The following is a 15098-nucleotide window of genomic DNA, read 5'->3' as shown; positions in this document are numbered from 1 at the left end:
ACCGCGAGTTCACCCCTTGTACGCTTCCGCTTCGGACACCACCCCCTTCCCCCTCACACCAAGATCACAGAATGCATCCGCCATGCTCACGCCATGAAGGAGCTTTCACGTGGCCATTCCACGGACGTCCCTGCTGGTCCTCGCCACCACCGTCGCCGCGCTCGCCGTGACCGCGACGGGCCCGGCCCAGGCCGCCTCTCGAGCGCTGCCCGCCGTCCCGCCGCGCGCCGAGACCGCCGCCCTGCACGACGACGCCGCGGGCGGTGACGCGGACGCCGACGACCCGGCGATCTGGCGCAACCCCGCGGACCCGGACCGCAGCCTCGTCGTCGCCACGGCCAAGCAGGGCGGCCTGCGCGTCTACGACCTCGACGCGCACGAGGTGCAGTCGCTGCCGGCCCCCGCGGGACCCGGCGCCGACGACGCGCCCGGCCGGTTCAACAACGTCGACCTGGTCCACAGCGCCGGCCTCGGCGACCTGGCGGTGACCTCGGACCGCGGCAACGACCGGCTGCGCTTCTACCGCATCGACCGCGACCGCGCCGGCGGCCCGCTCACCGACGTCACCGACCCGAAGGCGGCCCCGGTCTACTCCGGCTCCCAGGACGAGATCAACGAGCAGCGCACGGCGTACGGCCTGGCCACCTGGACGGACAAGGCGAGCGGCCGCTCGTACGCCCTGGTCAGTCAGCGTGAGCGCACCCGCCTCGCCCTCCTGGAACTCAAGGGCAACGCCGACGGCACGGTCGGCTACACCAAGGTCCGCACCCTCGACCTGCCGTCCACCTTCGGCCTCCCGAACGGCGCCACCTGGTCACCCTGCGGCGAGCCCGGCGAACTCCCGCAGGTCGAGGGCATGGTGGTGGACCCGGCGACCGGCACGCTCTACGCCGGCCAGGAGGACGTCGGCATCTGGCGGCTGCGCGCCGACCTCACCGGCGCACCGAAGCTGATCGACAAGGTGAAGGAGTACGGGGTTCCGGGCACGTACGACGAGGCGACCGAGGAGTGTGTCGCGGGCGCCGACCCAGGCTTCGGCGGCAAGCGCCTCACCGCGGACGTCGAGGGCCTGACCCTGGTCACCGAGAAGGACGGCGACGGCCTGCTCCTCGCCTCCAGCCAGGGCGACAACACCTTCGCCGCGTACGACCGCGAGGTCTCCGACGCGAACAAGTACGAGGGCGGCTTCCGCGTCACGCCCGCCTCGGCGGAGCTCGACGGCTCCGAGGAGTGCGACGGCGCCGCCGCGCTGAACGAGCCGCTGGGCCGCCGCTACCCGAACGGTCTGCTGGTCGTGCAGGACGGCCACGACGCCCCGGGCGAGACGGACCGCCCCTCCACCAACTTCAAGTTCGTGGACCTGGGCGCGGTCACGGACGCGGTCGACGACTGACGGCCTCGGCGGGCCGCTCGTCGAACGGCCCGCCCCACGGAGCCTCCAGCGCCGCACGCAGCCCGCCGAGCACCTCCTCCCCGATGCGCTCCGCCAGCCGGGCCTCGAGACCGTCCAGGGCCCGCCGCGCCCGCTCATGGGCGCGCCGCCCCTCCGCGGTACGGCGGACCAGGCGCTGCCGGGCCGACGCGGGGTCCGGCACCTGCTCCAGGAGGCCGTCGTCGATCAGGGCGCGGACGGCCTGATGGACGGTCTGCCGGGTCACGCCCATGCGGCGGGCCAGCTCGGAGACGGTGGTGCCGTCCGCGTCGAGCATCGCGAAGAGCTGCACCTGGGTGGGCGTTATCGGCGCCACACCTTGCGCCTCCAGAGCCGCGAGCAGCCCGTCCTCGAACCAGCGCCGGGCGTCACCGAGGAGCTGCGGCAGATCACGTCGGGGCTGGCTAGTCACTTCTTCGTCCTCCCGGACTCCCGGATACCTCGACACAGGCACTGTCCTTGCTCTTGCCCGTCGACCTCTTGCTTGTCGACCTCTTGCCTGTCGACCTCTTGCCTGTCGACCTCTTGCCTGTCGACCGCTTCACATGTCAGGCTACCTGACACAGAACGTCAGGCACCCTGACACAGGCAAGGATGATCCGCATGACCATGGAGTTCGCGACGCGCTACCGCAGCGCCTCCCGCATACCGGCCGACCCGTCGAAGCCGTACGTGATCGAGAAGGGCGAGGGCGACCGGGCCCACCTCTTCGGCGATCTCGTCACCGTCTACGCGGGCGGCGAGCAGACCGACAACACCTTCAACTTCTTCACCGTCGAGGGCCCGAAGGGCGACATCATCCCGGCGCATGTGCACGCGGACACCCACGAGGTGTTCTACGTGACGCAGGGCGCGGTCCGGCTCTTCGCCGAGGACCCCGAGGGCGAGCAGCTGGAGCGTCTGCTCACGCCCGGCGACTTCGGTTTCGTGCCGAAGAACTGCGCGCACGCCTACCGCATGGAGCGCCACCACTCCCAGGTCGTCGGCGTCGCCGCGGGCCCCGGCGGAACCTTCGAGCGGTTCTTCGAGACGCTGGGCACACCGGCGGAGGAAATGGGCCTGCCGGCCCGGCCGTTCGTCCCCGAGCCGCACAAGTTCGGCACGGTGCCGCAGGAGTACGACGTCCGCTTCCTGCCCGACCACCAGTGGCGGACCTCGTGACGCCGGGCGAACTGCGGCAGTTGATCGCCGCGCCGCCCCCGGACGTCACGCCGCTGCCCCGGTCGACCGAGTACGCGGGTGGCGTCCGGGCGTTGCGCGGCGTCCCGTACGCGGACGTGGATGGTGCCCGCCCGCTGGAACTCGACCTGTGGCTGCCCGCGTCGGCGGGCCCGGCGCCGCTGGTGCTGTTCGTGCACGGCGGGGCGTGGCGGCGCGGCCGGCGTGACGACATGGGTGTGCGTACGCGGGGGTGGGCCCCCGGCCCGTTCGAGCAGCTCGCGGCGGCGGGCCTCGCGGTCGCCTGCGTGGACTACCGGCTCAGCGGCGAGGCGACGTTCCCCGCGCCGCTGGAGGACCTGCGGTCGGCGCTGCGCTGGCTCGGCCTGCGCGCGGACGAGTTGGGCATCGACGCCGAACGCACCGTCGTCTGGGGCGAGTCGGCGGGCGGCCATCTGGCCTCGCTGCTCGCGCTCACACACGACGAGCCGCGGCTCGCGGGGGCGGTCATCTGGTACGGCCCTGCGGACCTGACGACGGCGCGGCCCCCGTTCGATCCGGCCAACCCGGCCACGCCCGAGGCGCTGCTCCTGGGTGACGCCCCATCTTCGGTGCCCGAACTGGCGGACGCAGCAAGCCCGTTGAGACGGGTGCACGCGGACGCACCGCCCTTCCTCGTCGTGCACGGCGAGGCCGACTCGATGGTGTCGTGCTCCCACGGCCGTGACCTGTCGGACGCGCTGCGGGCGGCCGGGGCGCCGGTCGAGCTACGGACGGTGCCGGGGGCCGACCACGGCTGGCACGGCGCGGACGACGCCGAGGTCCGGCGGATCTTCACCGCTTCCCTGGACTTCGTACGGCAGCACACCTGACCACCCCTTTGCGCCGCACGGTTGACCTGGCAGATTGGTGTGTCCCTGCCCCCGCCTGGTGAAGAGGTGCGCGATGAGCCCGCAGTTCGGCGACTACCAATTCGAGATCTACCTCGACGGACTGCGGGGCGTCACGCCCTCGCAGCCGATGGACTTCGCCACCCTCGAACAGCGGGCGCAGGCGGCCCTCTCCCCCTCCGTCTGGTCCTACGTCGCCGGGGGCGCGGGCAACGAGCACACGCAGCGCGCCAATGTGCGGGCCTTCGAGCGGTACGGACTCGTGCCCCGGATGATGGTGGGTGCCACGCAGCGCGACATGTCCGTGGACCTGTTCGGGATGCGCCTCGCCTCACCGCTGTTCATGGCGCCGGTCGGCGTGATCGGGCTGTGCGCGCAGGACGGACACGGGGACCTGGCGACGGCGCGGGCCGCGGCGCGCACCGGCGTACCCATGGTGGCGTCGACGCTGACGGTCGACCCGATGGAGGACGTGGCCGCCGAGTTCGGTGACACACCTGGCTTCTTCCAGCTGTACACACCCACCGACCGGGCGCTCGCCGAGAGCCTCGTCAAGCGGGCGGAGGCGGCGGGCTACAAGGGCATCGTGGTCACGCTCGACACCTGGGTCACCGGCTGGCGCCCGCGCGACCTGTCGACCTCCAACTTCCCGCAGCTGCGAGGCCATTGCCTCGCCAACTACATGTCGGACCCGCGCTTCCAGGAGATCGCCGCGAGCACCGACCCCACGGACCTCGTACGGTCCTGGGTCGGCCTCTTCGGCAACCCGCTCACCTGGGACGACCTGCCGTGGCTGCGCTCGCTCACCGATCTGCCGCTGATCCTCAAGGGCATCTGCCACCCCGAGGACGTGCGCCGCGCCAAGGATGGCGGCGTGGACGGCATCTACTGCTCCAACCACGGTGGCCGCCAGGCCAACGGCGGCCTTCCCGCGCTCGCCGCGCTGCCGGGAGTCGTCGAGGCGGCGGAGGGCATGCCAGTGCTCTTCGACTCCGGAATCCGCTCGGGCGCCGATGTCATCAAGGCGCTCGCGCTGGGTGCCACGGCGGTGGGCGTCGGGCGCCCGTACGCGTACGGGCTCGCGGTCGGCGGCGACGACGGCCTCGTGCACGTCCTGCGCTCCCTGCTCGCCGAGGCCGACCTGATCATGGCGGTGGACGGCTATCCGACCCTGGCGGACCTGACACCGGAGGCGTTGGTGAAGTCGGGTCCCTACGGCGATTGAGCAGCGGAGCCCCGTGGCGTGGGGGCTATCGCAACAGGTCCCGTACCGCCGCGAGCGCCGCCTCGGCCGTCGCCGGGTCCACGCCCGGACGGGCGAGCGCGCTCATCGGGATGGGGGCGGCGTCGGGCAGCCCGGCGCAAGGGGTCAGGCCTTCGGGTTCCTGGCCGACCGCCGCGAGCAGCGCCACGCCCTGGCCCGTGCGGGCGAGGTCCAGGGCCCCCGCGAGATAGCCGGCGTCGCCGACGACCGAGGCCGGCACCCCGCGCGCGGCCAGGGTCCCGATGGCCCTGCGGCGAATGGCGCAGGGGTCCTCGATCGCCACGAGAGGCACGGGCTCCGGGGCGGTCGGCGGCTGCCAGCCGGGGACGGCGTACCAGGTGAGTGGGAGTCCGCCGACGGGTGTGCCCTCGGTGGCCGCGGCCTCGGTGACGTACACCGCGACGTCGACCCCGCCCCGTTCCACGGCCTCCACCAGGCGGGCGGAGCGGTCGATGCGGAAGCGGACCCGGCAGCCGGGGCGCACCTCCTGGACGGCCGCGGTGAGCCGGGGCAGGAACTGGTCCGCGGCGTGCTCGGTGGAACCGATGGTCACGGTGTCGCCGTCGGCGTCGAGCAGCGTGCGTACGGCCTCGTCGTGGACGGCGAGTATCTTCCGCGCCTGTTCGAGCAGCAGCCGCCCGTCGGGGGTAAACCGGGTGCCTCTGCCCTCGCGTTCGACGACGGGCCGCCCCAGGGTCTTCTCCAGCTTCCGGACGTGCTGGCTCACCGCGGACTGGCTCAGGGACAGGGCCTCACCGGCGCGGTGGAAGCCGCCGCAGTCGGCTATGGCCGTCAGGCTGCGCAGGGCGACGAGGTCCAGGAGGGGTCGGGGCATGCCGTGACAGTAGTCGTCATCGGCGATCGATCGCGATCCCTGATCGGTTTCGATCCGAATTCGTCGTTGGACGCTGTCGACCACGGCCGGTCATGATGGGCACATGTTGCACGCGCCGTCTTCCGCTGCCTTTCTGACGCGGCGCCGAGTCATCGACTTCGGCGTCACGTGCAGCGCGCGCTGTCGCTGACCTCCTGCCGCACTCCTCCCCTTCACCGCGTCGCGCCTCTTCACCGCGTCACGCGTCGCCCGGCTCACGCCTGCACCGACGCGTGACCTCGCGGCGCCCGAAGGGCCCGGCCCGCTGCGCCTTCCCTTCCCCTCGGCACCCCTGATCCCCTCGGCACCCCTGACACCGCCGATCGCCCTCGCCCTCCCCCTCGCCCGATGTCCGCCTGCCCCGAACCGGGAGTCCCCTCCTCATGCCCTCACCCCATGCCGAACTGCCCTTGATCGTGGAGGCCCTGGCATGACCGTGACCACGACCGTCGCCGAGTTGCGCGAGCAGCTCGCCTCCGACGCTCCACCTGCTCTGCTCGACGTCCGCTGGGCGCTGGGCGACCCGCACGGCCGCGAGCACTACGCCGAGGGGCACATCCCGGGCGCCGTGTACGTCGACCTGGAGACGGAGCTGGCGTCCGCTCCGACGGCGTGGGGCGGCCGCCATCCGCTGCCACCGATCGACCGACTCCAGGACGCCGCGCGCCGCTGGGGCCTGCGGCGGGACCGGCCCGTCGTCGTCTACGACGACCTGGGCAACACCGCCGCGGCGCGGGCCTGGTGGCTGCTGCGGTACGCGGGCCTGGACCGGGTGACGCTGCTGGACGGCGCGCTCGGCGCCTGGCGCTCCGCCGGTCTGCTGTTGGAATCGGGCCAACCCGCCGCCCCGCCGCGGGGCGATGTCGTCCTGCGCGAGGGCGCGCTGCCGCTCACCGACGCCGACGGGGCGGCCGAACTCGCGGCATCCGGGCTGCTGTTGGACGCCCGGGCCGGTGAGCGGTACCGCGGCGAGGTGGAGCCCGTCGACCCGCGCGCCGGACACATTCCGGGCGCGGTGTCCGCGCCGACCGGCGAGAACCTGGCGGCGGACGGCACGTTCCTGCCCGCCGACGAGCTGCGCAAGCGCTTCGCGGAGCTGGGGGCCGACGCGGCCGGGCGAGGTCCCTACGCGACGGGGCCGGGCGCCGACACGGCCGGGCCAGGTTCCTACACGGCCACGCCGGGTGCGAATTCCGCACCCCGCATCGGTGTCTACTGCGGCTCCGGTGTCACCGCGGCCCACGAGATCGCCGCCCTGGAGATCGCCGGGTTCCGTGCCGTCCTCTTCCCCGGCTCCTGGTCCGCCTGGTCCACCGACCCCGACCGCCCTGCCACGAAGGGAGAGCGGCCATGACGACGGACCACCTGGACACCGCGGTCCTGTCACCACCCGCGGACCATCCGCCCGCGCCGTCCGCCCGTGTCACCATCCGTGGCACCGCGAAGACCGGCCGCCGCCTCGCCGTGCCACGTTCCGTGCGCCGGGCCGCAGGACCCGTCGGACTCGTCCTCCTCTGGTTCCTGACATCGGCCACCGGTGTGCTCCCGGAGTCGGTGCTCGCCTCGCCCGTGGACGTCGTCCGGCAGGCCGTCGAACTCACCCGCAGCGGCGAACTGCCCGACGCCGTCGCCGCGTCCGGCCGCAGGGCCGCCACCGGATTCCTGATCGGCGGATCGGTGGCGCTGGCGCTGTCGCTGCTGGCGGGGCTCTTCCGGCTCGGCGAGGACGTGGTCGACTCCTCGATGGGCATGTTCCGGGCCATCCCCTGGGTGGGTCTCATCCCGCTGTTCATCGTGTGGTTCGGCATCGAGGAGACGCCGAAGATCGCGCTGGTCGCGCTCGGCGTGACGTACCCCCTGTACTTCAACATCTACGGCGGCATCCGCTCCACGGACGCCCAACTCGTCGAGGCCGCCCGGATGATGGGGCTCGGCAAGCTCGGCCTGATCAAATACGTGATCCTGCCGAGCGCACTGCCCGGCGCGCTCGTCGGACTGCGGTACGCGCTGTCGACCGCCTGGCTCGCCCTCGTCTTCGCCGAGCAGATCAACGCGGACGCCGGTCTCGGCTATCTGATGAGCAACGCCCAGCAGTACTTCCGTACGGACGTCATCGTGCTCTGCCTCGTCGTGTACGCGCTGCTCGGCCTCGTCTGCGACTTCGCCGTACGGATCCTTTCGCGCCGGCTGCTCGCCTGGCGCGCCAACTTCGAGGGCGAGGCATGACCCCCATGGCCGACACCGTCACCAAAACCGAAACCGAAACCGAAACCGAAACCGGCACCGGCACCGGCACGCACACCACGGTCAACAGCGTTGAGATACGCGGCCTTTCGCGGGCCTTCGACGGTCACACCGTCCTGCACGACCTGGATCTCGACCTGCGCGAGGGCGAGTTCGTGGCGCTGCTCGGGCACAGCGGCTGCGGCAAGTCGACGCTGCTGAGGATTCTCGCCGGCCTGGACGAGGAGATCGGCGGCGAGGTGACCGTGCCCGCGCGGCGCAGTGCCGCCTTCCAGTCGCCGCGGCTGCTGCCCTGGCTGAAGACGTGGCGCAATGTCGTGCTCGGGCTGCCGGGCCGGCCCGACCGGGCTCTCGCCGACAAGGCGCTCGCCGAGGTGGGCATCGCGGAGCGCGCCACCGTCTGGCCCAAGACGCTCTCCGGCGGTCAGGCCCAGCGTGTCTCCCTGGCCCGCGCCCTGGTCCGCGAGCCCGAACTGCTGCTCCTGGACGAGCCGTTCGGCGCCCTGGACGCGCTCACCCGGGGTCGGGTCCAGCAGTTGGTGGCCGAGCTGTGGGAGCGGCACGGCTGCGCGATCCTCCTGGTCACGCACGACGTGGAGGAGGCTCTGCTGCTCGCCGACCGGGTCCTGGTGATGGACGAGGGACGCATCGCCCACGAGCTCACCGTCGACCTGCCCCGCCCCCGCGATCTGACCGCCCCCGAGTTCGTCACCCTGCGCGCCCGCCTCCTCAACTGGCTCGGCGTGACCGGCACCCTGGAAGGAACCCCGTCGTGATCCGCAGAATCGCAGCCGCCGCCCTGAGCCTCACCGCCCTTGTCTCGCTCACCGCTTGTGGCGCGGACTCCTCCGCGGACGCCGCCGCCGAGGACGGCCGGGCCACCCTCACCATCGGCGACCAGGCGAAGACCCTGCAGACCATGTTCGCCGCGTCGGGCGCCCTCAAGGGGGCGAAGTACAAGGTGAAGTGGGCCGAGTTCGAGGGCGCGGCGCCGCTGTACCAGGCGGTGCAGGCGGGCGCTGCGGACACCGGGTACTCCGCCGACCTGCCGGCGCTTCAGGCGCTCAGCGGCGGGCTGAAGATCAAGAACATCGCCGCCCTGAAGAACGACGGCTCGCACGTGGGCATCGTCGTCCGCAAGGGTTCCGGCATCGACAGCGTCAAGGGTCTCAAGGGCCAGAAGGTCGTAGTGTCCTCGGCGAAGGGCAGCATCTCGGAGTATCTGCTGGCCAATGTGCTGAAGCAGCACGGGCTCAGTTACCGGGACGTCAAGGTGCAGTATCTGCTGCCGACCGACGCGCAGGCCGCGTTCGCGTCCGGGAAGGTCAAGATCTGGGCCACCTTCGGCGTCTACCAGACCGTGGGCCTCCAGCAGGGCGGCAAGCTCCTCGTCGACGGACAGGACGGCCGGGTCAGCGGGATCGGCTTCGTCAACGCCTCCGATGACGCTCTGGCCGACTCCTCGAAGAAGGCCGCGCTCACCGACTTCGTGAAGCGTCTCGGCACGGCCCTCAAGTGGACCAGCACGCACAAGGACGCCTACGCCAAGGCCATCGTCGAGCACAACGGCGCCGACCCCTCCGTGGCGAAGACCCTGGCATCGGCGGCGTACGGCAAGGTCCTGCCGGTCTCCGCCGACGTGAACAAGACCGTCCAGGGCGTCGCCGACCTCATGAACGGGATCGGAGTCCTGAACCCGAACGTCGACGTGGCGAAGTCGGCGGACACCTCGCTGCTCAAGTGACCCACCCCCACAACTGACCTTTCGAGCCCAGGAGTTGTCCATGCCTGTCGAGTTCATCAGCGCCGTCCACACCGATTCCGGCGCCTCCGGTCCCGCCGCCGCGAGCCGCACCGGCTTCGACCCCGCCTACCTGCGCAGGTACGCCCGCGCCCTGGACGACGGGGGTTTCGACCACACCCTGGTCGCCTACCACTCGGCCTCTCCGGACGCCCTCCAGGTCGCCCAGTTCGTCGCCACCCACACCGAGCGCATCCGGCCGATCCTGGCCCATCGGCCGGGCGTCGTCTTCCCCACCCACGCGGCCCGCGCCCTGGCCACCCTCGACCGGATCAGCGACGGGCGACTGTCGCTGCACATCATCTCCGGCGGCAGTGACGAGGAGCAGCACCGCGAGGGTGACTACCTCAACAAGACGGAGCGGTACGAGCGTTCGGACGAGTACATCCGGATCCTGCGCAAGGTGTGGCAGTCCGAAGGACCGGTCTCGCACGAGGGCAAGTACTTCCGGTTCGAGGGCTACCACTCGGACGTGAAGCCCGTGAACGGGCTCGTGCCGATCTCCGTCGGCGGCTCGTCCCAGGACGCCTACCGGGTCGGCGGACAGCAGGGCGACATCTTCGGCCTGTGGGGCGAGCCGCTGAAGGAGACGGCCGAGCAGATCGCCGCCGTGAACGCGGTCGCGGACGCGGCCGGGCGCCCGCATCCACGCATCTGGGTGTCGTTCCGCCCCATCGTCGCGCCCACCGACGAGCTGGCCTGGGAGAAGGCGCACCGCACGCTGGGGGCGCTCCAGGACCAGGCACGCAACACCGAGTTGCTCCGGCACTACCGCACCACGGGCCGCCCGGCCAATGTCGGCTCCCAGCGGCTCCTGGACGTCGCCGGGCGCGGCGAGGTCCACGACCGCTGCCTGTGGACCGCCCCCGCCGTCGCCACCAACGCCGCGGGCGCCTCGACCGCCCTTGTCGGCTCGCCCGAGACGGTCGCGAAGGCGCTGCTCGACTACGTCGACATCGGCTGCGACCTGCTGTCGATCCGCGGCTACGACCCGCTCAACGACGCCATCGACTACGCCCGTCACGTGGTGCCACTGGTACGCCAGGAGCTCGCCCATCGGGCCACGACCCGCGCCGCCTGACCGAACCAGGACACCGAGATGACCACCGCACCCCAACGAACCGCCTCCGCCACCCTCCTCGGGCTGCTCGCCCGCGACCTGCCTCCCGACCGGCTGAGCACCGACCCGGCGGCCCTCGCCGCACACACCACCGACCGCTCCGGCACCCGCCCGGACGGGGAACCCCTGGCCGTGGTGCACGCCCGGCACACGCAGGACGTGGCACTCGCCCTGCGGCACGCCCAGGCACTGCGCGTGCCGGTGGTGCCGCGCGGGGCCGGTACCGGCCTGTCGGGCGGAGCCACGGCCGATGAGGGCTCCCTGGTCCTCGACCTCTCCCGGATGAACCGGATCCTCGAACTCGACGCCTTCGACCAGGTGGCCGTCGTGGAACCCGGCGTCATCACCGCGGAGCTGGACCGCGCGGCCGGTGCGCACCGGCTGCGGTACGCGCCCGACCCGGCGAGCGCGGCCCTGTCCACCATCGGCGGGAACATCGCCACCAACGCGGGCGGTCTGCGCTGCGCCAAGTACGGGGTCACCCGTGACAGCGTCCTCGGCCTGGAGGCGGTGCTCGCCGACGGAACGGTGGTCACCACCGGGCGCCGTACCGTGAAGGGCGTCACCGGGTACGACCTGACCGCGCTGCTCACCGGCTCGGAGGGCACCCTCGCGGTGATCACCGGGGCGACCCTGCGCCTGCGGCCCGTCCCGGTGACGGTGGCCACGCTGGCCGCGTACTTCCCCACCTTCGAGGCGGCCGCCGAGGCCTCGTACGCGATCGCGCGGGCCGGCGTCGAGCCCGCGCTGGCCGAACTGGTCGACGGCCCTGTACTCCAGGCCATCGACCCGGCGCTGCGGGAGCGGGGCGCCGCGCTGCTGCTCGTGCAGTGCGACGGGGCGGGCGCGGCGGTGGAGGCCGCGGCGATCGCCCGGCTGATCGCTCCGTCGGCCACCTCCGTGGAGACCACCGAGGACCCGGCCGAGTCGGAAGCACTGCTGGCCGCCCGCCGCCTGGCGCTGCCCGCGCTCGAGAGGCTGGGCCGCCCACTCATCGAGGACATCGCCGTGCCGCGCTCCCGGCTCGCGGAGGCGGTGCGGGAGATCCGGGCGATCTCCGCGCGCCATGACGTGCCCGTGTTCACCATCGCGCACGCGGCCGACGGCAATCTGCACCCGATCGTCGTCGTGGACCGGGCCCTGGACCGACTGCCGGACGCCGCGTGGGAGGCGGCCGGCGAGATCTTCGCGCTGGCGCTGCGGCTCGGCGGGACACTCACCGGAGAGCACGGGGTGGGCCTGCTGAAGCGGCAGTGGGTCGCCGAGGAACTCGGCCCCGCGTCCCACGCGTTGCAGCGCGGCCTCAAGGAGGTGTTCGACCCGCGGGGCATCCTCAACCCCGGAAAGGCCCTGTGACACCGGGGGCGGGCGGGCTCAGCCGGCGGACACCGCGTCGATCAGGCGCGTGAGCGCGTCGGCGGCCTTCGCCAGTCCGTCGTTCGGGGTGACCGGCTCGTCGAGGTAGCGGTCGCGGCGCAGTTCCAGCATGAGGGCGGTGACGCGGGGCTCCGTGCCGTAGTACGTCAGGGGGACGTACGCGCCCGCGAAGGGTGTGTTCACGGCCGTGTCGCCGTACGGGGCGAAGGCCTCGCGGGCCCGGGCGAGGAGGGTGTCCGGGGTGTGGAACGGGTCGGTGCCCAGGCAGACCGGTGGGCGCGGGTCGCTGCCGTGCAGTTCGTAGGGCAGGGCCCGGCTCGGGTAGGAGTGGACGTCGATGACGACCGCCCGGCCGGTCGCGGCCAGGCGGTCCGCCACTGCTTGCGTCATGGACTGGGCATAGGGGTGGAAGTACGTGTCGAGCAAGGCCTGCTCGTCCGCCGGGGGTTCGGGGCGCAGTGGCTCGCGGTGTGTGGTGCGTGTGTAGACCGCGCCCATGCCGACCGACCGCATCTCCTCGCGTTCGTCGGGGAACCGCTCCGGGTCGACGACCAGGCGCGAGCGCTCGTTGACGAAGCACCAGGGTGTGACGGACGCGGCCCTCGCGGCGCGTTCCGCGACGGCCTCGGTGTGGGCGTCGGTGATGAGGTCCAGCTCGTGTTCGAGGGCGGCGTCGTCCAGCAGGAGTCGTGAACGCACCCGCTCCGGGATCTCACGGGAGGCATGCGGTACGTGCAGGAGCACCGGGGAGTCCGGATCGCCGGGGTGCAGCCGGTGGGGCGGTGTGTCCATGTGTCCCACTCTCCCATCCGTCCATTTCCTGGGACAGGTGGTTTCGAGGTGTGGGCGAGGGGTAGGGAGCCCAGCCGCTACTACTGAATGGACAGTGAGTAGCTGAAGCGCGACAGGAGTACCTCACCTTGCCCGAAGCACCTGCAGAACTCGTGCGCCACCTGTGGATCCCGCTCGCCGACGGCACGCGGCTCGCCGCCCGTGTCTGGCTCCCGGAGGGCCCCGCACGCCCGGCACCCGCGATCCTCGAATACATCCCGTACCGCAAGAACGACGGGACGGCCGACCGCGACAACAGCCTGCACGCCCGCTTCGCCTCGTCCGGCTACGCCGCCGTCCGCGTCGACCTGCGCGGCAGCGGCGACTCCGACGGGCTGATGCTCGACGAGTACGCGCAGCAGGAGCTGGACGACGGCGTCGAGGTCATCGCGTGGCTCGCCGAGCAGGAGTGGTGCGACGGCACGGTCGGCATGATCGGCAAGTCGTGGGGCGGCTTCAACGGCCTCCAGATCGCGGCCCTGCGCCCGCCCGCGCTCAAGGCGATCGTGACGGTCTGCTCGACGGACGACCGGTACGCCGACGACGTGCACTACACGGGCGGTTCGCTGATCGCCTCCGAGATGCTGCCGTGGGCGTCGACGATGCTCGCCTACAACGCGCGGCCCGCCGACCCCGCCGTGGTCGGCGACGACTGGCGCGAGCGGTGGCTGGAGCGGATGGCGGACACCCCGGTGTACGTCGAGGAGTGGCTGCGGCACCAGACCCGCGACGCCTTCTGGAAGCACGGCTCGGTGTGCGAGGACTTCGGGGCGATCGAGGCGCCGGTGCTCGCGGTGGGCGGCTGGTACGACCCGTACTGCGGCGCCGTACTGCGCCTCCTCGAAGGCGTGAACAACGCTCCGGTGCGGGCGCTCGTCGGGCCGTGGGCGCACACGTATCCGCACCAGGCGGCGCCCGGGCCCGCGATCGACTTCCACGGTGAAGTGGTGCGCTGGTTCGACCAGTTCCTGCGCGGCAAGGACACCGGGGCCCTGGAGGATCCGGCGCTGCGCGCATGGCTGCCCGAGTGGGCGGCGCCCGGCGGCGACCGCGAGCAGCGGCCAGGCCGGTGGGTGGCCGAGCAGCAGTGGCCGTCGGAGCGCATCGAGCGGCAGGAGTTCGCGCTGGCCGGCGAGTCGGCGGGCGAGGCGGTCGAGCACGACCCGCTGCGCTTCAGGGACGCACACCTCGACAGCACGCGCGTACTCGGCACTGCGGGCGGCAGCTGGCTCCAATTCGGTGACGCGGCCGGGCAGTTCGGCCCGCAGGGCGGCGACGACGGGCTCGCGCACTGCTTCACCACCGCGCCGCTCGACGAGCGCGCGGAGATCCTCGGCGCACCGTCCGTGACACTGCGGGTGAGCGCCGACCGGCCCGCCGCGCAGCTCGCGGTGCGGCTCAACGACGTGGCTCCGGACGGCAGTTCGCGGCTCGTCACGCGCGGCCTGCTCAACCTCACGCACCGCGAGGGCCACGAGGAGACGCTGCCGCTGGAGCCCGGGCAGGCCTACGACGTGAGCGTGCCGCTGGTGGCGACCGCGCACGCCTTCGCGCCCGGCCACCGCATCCGGGTCGCGGTCTCGTCCTCGTACTGGCCGCTGGCCTGGCCGTCCCCCGAGCCGGTCACGGTCACCCTGCACCCCTCCCCCGCCACCGCGCTCCACCTGCCGGTCCGGCCGCCGACGGACGCGGACGACGAGCTTCGCCCCTACGGGGAGCCGCAGCCGGACCTGCCGGTCGAGCTGTCCACGTCCGGTGAGGGCGCCTCGCGGCGGATCGAGCACGACCCGGTCACCGGCCGCACGGTCGTCGAACTCGTCATTCGTGACGGGCAGTTCAAGGACCTCACCGACGGCCTGTGGAAGCGCGGCGACGCCGTCGATCGCTTCTCGCTCACCGAGGGCGACCCGTCCTCCGCCGTCGTGGAGTGCGAGCGCACCGAGGAGGGCGGGCGCGGCGACTGGCACTGGAAGGTCGTCACGCACAGCCGGATGACCGCCGACGCCTCCGCGTTCACCGTCGTCAACACCCTCACCGCCTACGAAGGGGACACCCGCGTCTTCGACCGCACCACGGACGCAGTGATTCCCCGGCAGGGAGTCTGAAC

The 15098-nt window shown here is 72.4% G+C and carries 14 protein-coding genes; 11 read left to right on the top strand and 3 right to left on the bottom strand.

The window, feature by feature from the left end:
- The first annotated feature begins 109 nt into the window (after positions 1–109).
- Positions 110–1393: a phytase gene (locus OG746_RS23385; RefSeq protein ID WP_266717539.1), complete on the top strand. Its 1284-nt coding sequence runs from the start codon at positions 110–112 to the stop codon at positions 1391–1393.
- Here OG746_RS23385 and OG746_RS23380 read toward each other — a convergent pair.
- On the bottom strand, positions 1371–1844 hold the full coding sequence (locus OG746_RS23380) for a MarR family winged helix-turn-helix transcriptional regulator (protein WP_266717538.1): 474 nt from the start codon (positions 1842–1844) through the stop codon (positions 1371–1373). The two genes, OG746_RS23385 and OG746_RS23380, sit on opposite strands and share 23 nt — an antisense overlap.
- A gap of 191 nt (positions 1845–2035) precedes the next feature.
- On the opposite strand from OG746_RS23380, the gene OG746_RS23375 reads away from it, so the two are divergent.
- The 3 genes from OG746_RS23375 (at position 2036) to OG746_RS23365 (ending at position 4705) form a co-directional block, all read left to right on the top strand.
- Positions 2036–2593, top strand: a complete 558-nt coding sequence (locus OG746_RS23375; protein WP_266717537.1) for a quercetin 2,3-dioxygenase — start codon at positions 2036–2038, stop codon at positions 2591–2593.
- Complete coding sequence (locus OG746_RS23370) at positions 2578–3462, top strand: alpha/beta hydrolase (RefSeq protein WP_266717535.1); 885 nt, start codon at positions 2578–2580, stop codon at positions 3460–3462. Before OG746_RS23375 ends, OG746_RS23370 begins: the two co-directional genes overlap by 16 nt.
- 73 nt (positions 3463–3535) lie before the next feature.
- Entirely contained in the window at positions 3536–4705 is a 1170-nt protein-coding gene (locus tag OG746_RS23365) for an alpha-hydroxy-acid oxidizing protein (RefSeq protein ID WP_266717533.1), read from the top strand.
- A 25-nt stretch (positions 4706–4730) separates the two neighbouring features.
- Here the strand turns inward: OG746_RS23365 and OG746_RS23360 are convergent, their stop codons facing one another.
- Positions 4731–5579: a LysR family transcriptional regulator gene (locus OG746_RS23360; protein WP_266717532.1), complete on the bottom strand. Its 849-nt coding sequence runs from the start codon at positions 5577–5579 to the stop codon at positions 4731–4733.
- Positions 5580–6048: 469 nt separating this feature from the next.
- On the opposite strand from OG746_RS23360, the gene OG746_RS23355 reads away from it, so the two are divergent.
- The 6 genes from OG746_RS23355 to OG746_RS23330 are packed head-to-tail and all read left to right on the top strand — an operon-like array spanning position 6049 to position 12139.
- Positions 6049–6972 (top strand): sulfurtransferase, encoded by a 924-nt coding sequence (locus tag OG746_RS23355; RefSeq protein ID WP_266717531.1) that lies wholly within the window; start codon positions 6049–6051, stop codon positions 6970–6972.
- A complete protein-coding gene (locus tag OG746_RS23350; protein WP_266717530.1) occupies positions 6969–7844 on the top strand; it encodes an ABC transporter permease in 876 nt (291 codons plus the stop codon). The genes OG746_RS23355 and OG746_RS23350 overlap by 4 nt, the downstream gene beginning before the upstream one ends.
- 5 nt (positions 7845–7849) lie before the next feature.
- The gene (locus OG746_RS23345) at positions 7850–8638 is read left to right on the top strand and encodes an ABC transporter ATP-binding protein (RefSeq protein WP_524540476.1); all 789 of its coding nucleotides are present in this window, start codon (positions 7850–7852) and stop codon (positions 8636–8638) included.
- A complete protein-coding gene (locus OG746_RS23340; RefSeq protein WP_266717526.1) occupies positions 8635–9606 on the top strand; it encodes an ABC transporter substrate-binding protein in 972 nt (323 codons plus the stop codon). Before OG746_RS23345 ends, OG746_RS23340 begins: the two co-directional genes overlap by 4 nt.
- A 40-nt stretch (positions 9607–9646) precedes the next feature.
- On the top strand, positions 9647–10744 hold the full coding sequence (locus tag OG746_RS23335; protein ID WP_266717524.1) for an LLM class flavin-dependent oxidoreductase: 1098 nt from the start codon (positions 9647–9649) through the stop codon (positions 10742–10744).
- Positions 10745–10762: 18 nt separating this feature from the next.
- The gene (locus tag OG746_RS23330; protein WP_266717522.1) at positions 10763–12139 is read left to right on the top strand and encodes an FAD-binding oxidoreductase; all 1377 of its coding nucleotides are present in this window, start codon (positions 10763–10765) and stop codon (positions 12137–12139) included.
- 18 nt (positions 12140–12157) lie between these two features.
- Here the strand turns inward: OG746_RS23330 and OG746_RS23325 are convergent, their stop codons facing one another.
- Positions 12158–12952 carry an N-formylglutamate amidohydrolase gene (locus OG746_RS23325; protein ID WP_266717520.1) on the bottom strand — a complete coding sequence of 265 codons (795 nt, stop codon included), beginning with the start codon at positions 12950–12952 and terminating at the stop codon, positions 12158–12160.
- 128 nt (positions 12953–13080) lie between these two features.
- Between OG746_RS23325 and OG746_RS23320 the strand changes: the two genes are divergently transcribed.
- Positions 13081–15096, top strand: coding sequence for a CocE/NonD family hydrolase (locus OG746_RS23320; RefSeq protein WP_266717518.1), 2016 nt, complete (start codon positions 13081–13083; stop codon positions 15094–15096).
- Positions 15097–15098 lie beyond the last annotated feature (2 nt).

The organism is Streptomyces sp. NBC_01016 (assembly GCF_026341035.1).
In the GTDB taxonomy this organism is placed as follows: domain Bacteria; phylum Actinomycetota; class Actinomycetes; order Streptomycetales; family Streptomycetaceae; genus Streptomyces.
Note: the sequence above shows the minus strand (reverse complement) of the source record. Positions and strands in the feature narration are given on the sequence as shown.

Coding starts and splice junctions, on each gene's coding strand:
- OG746_RS23375 (WP_266717537.1), top strand. CDS start 2,036: ATGACCATGGAGTTCGCGACGCGCTACCGCAGCGCCTCCCGCATACCG.
- OG746_RS23365 (WP_266717533.1), top strand. CDS start 3,536: ATGAGCCCGCAGTTCGGCGACTACCAATTCGAGATCTACCTCGACGGA.
- OG746_RS23360 (WP_266717532.1), bottom strand. CDS start 5,579: ATGCCCCGACCCCTCCTGGACCTCGTCGCCCTGCGCAGCCTGACGGCC.
- OG746_RS23355 (WP_266717531.1), top strand. CDS start 6,049: ATGACCGTGACCACGACCGTCGCCGAGTTGCGCGAGCAGCTCGCCTCC.
- OG746_RS23350 (WP_266717530.1), top strand. CDS start 6,969: ATGACGACGGACCACCTGGACACCGCGGTCCTGTCACCACCCGCGGAC.
- OG746_RS23345 (WP_524540476.1), top strand. CDS start 7,850: ATGGCCGACACCGTCACCAAAACCGAAACCGAAACCGAAACCGAAACC.
- OG746_RS23335 (WP_266717524.1), top strand. CDS start 9,647: ATGCCTGTCGAGTTCATCAGCGCCGTCCACACCGATTCCGGCGCCTCC.
- OG746_RS23330 (WP_266717522.1), top strand. CDS start 10,763: ATGACCACCGCACCCCAACGAACCGCCTCCGCCACCCTCCTCGGGCTG.
- OG746_RS23325 (WP_266717520.1), bottom strand. CDS start 12,952: ATGGACACACCGCCCCACCGGCTGCACCCCGGCGATCCGGACTCCCCG.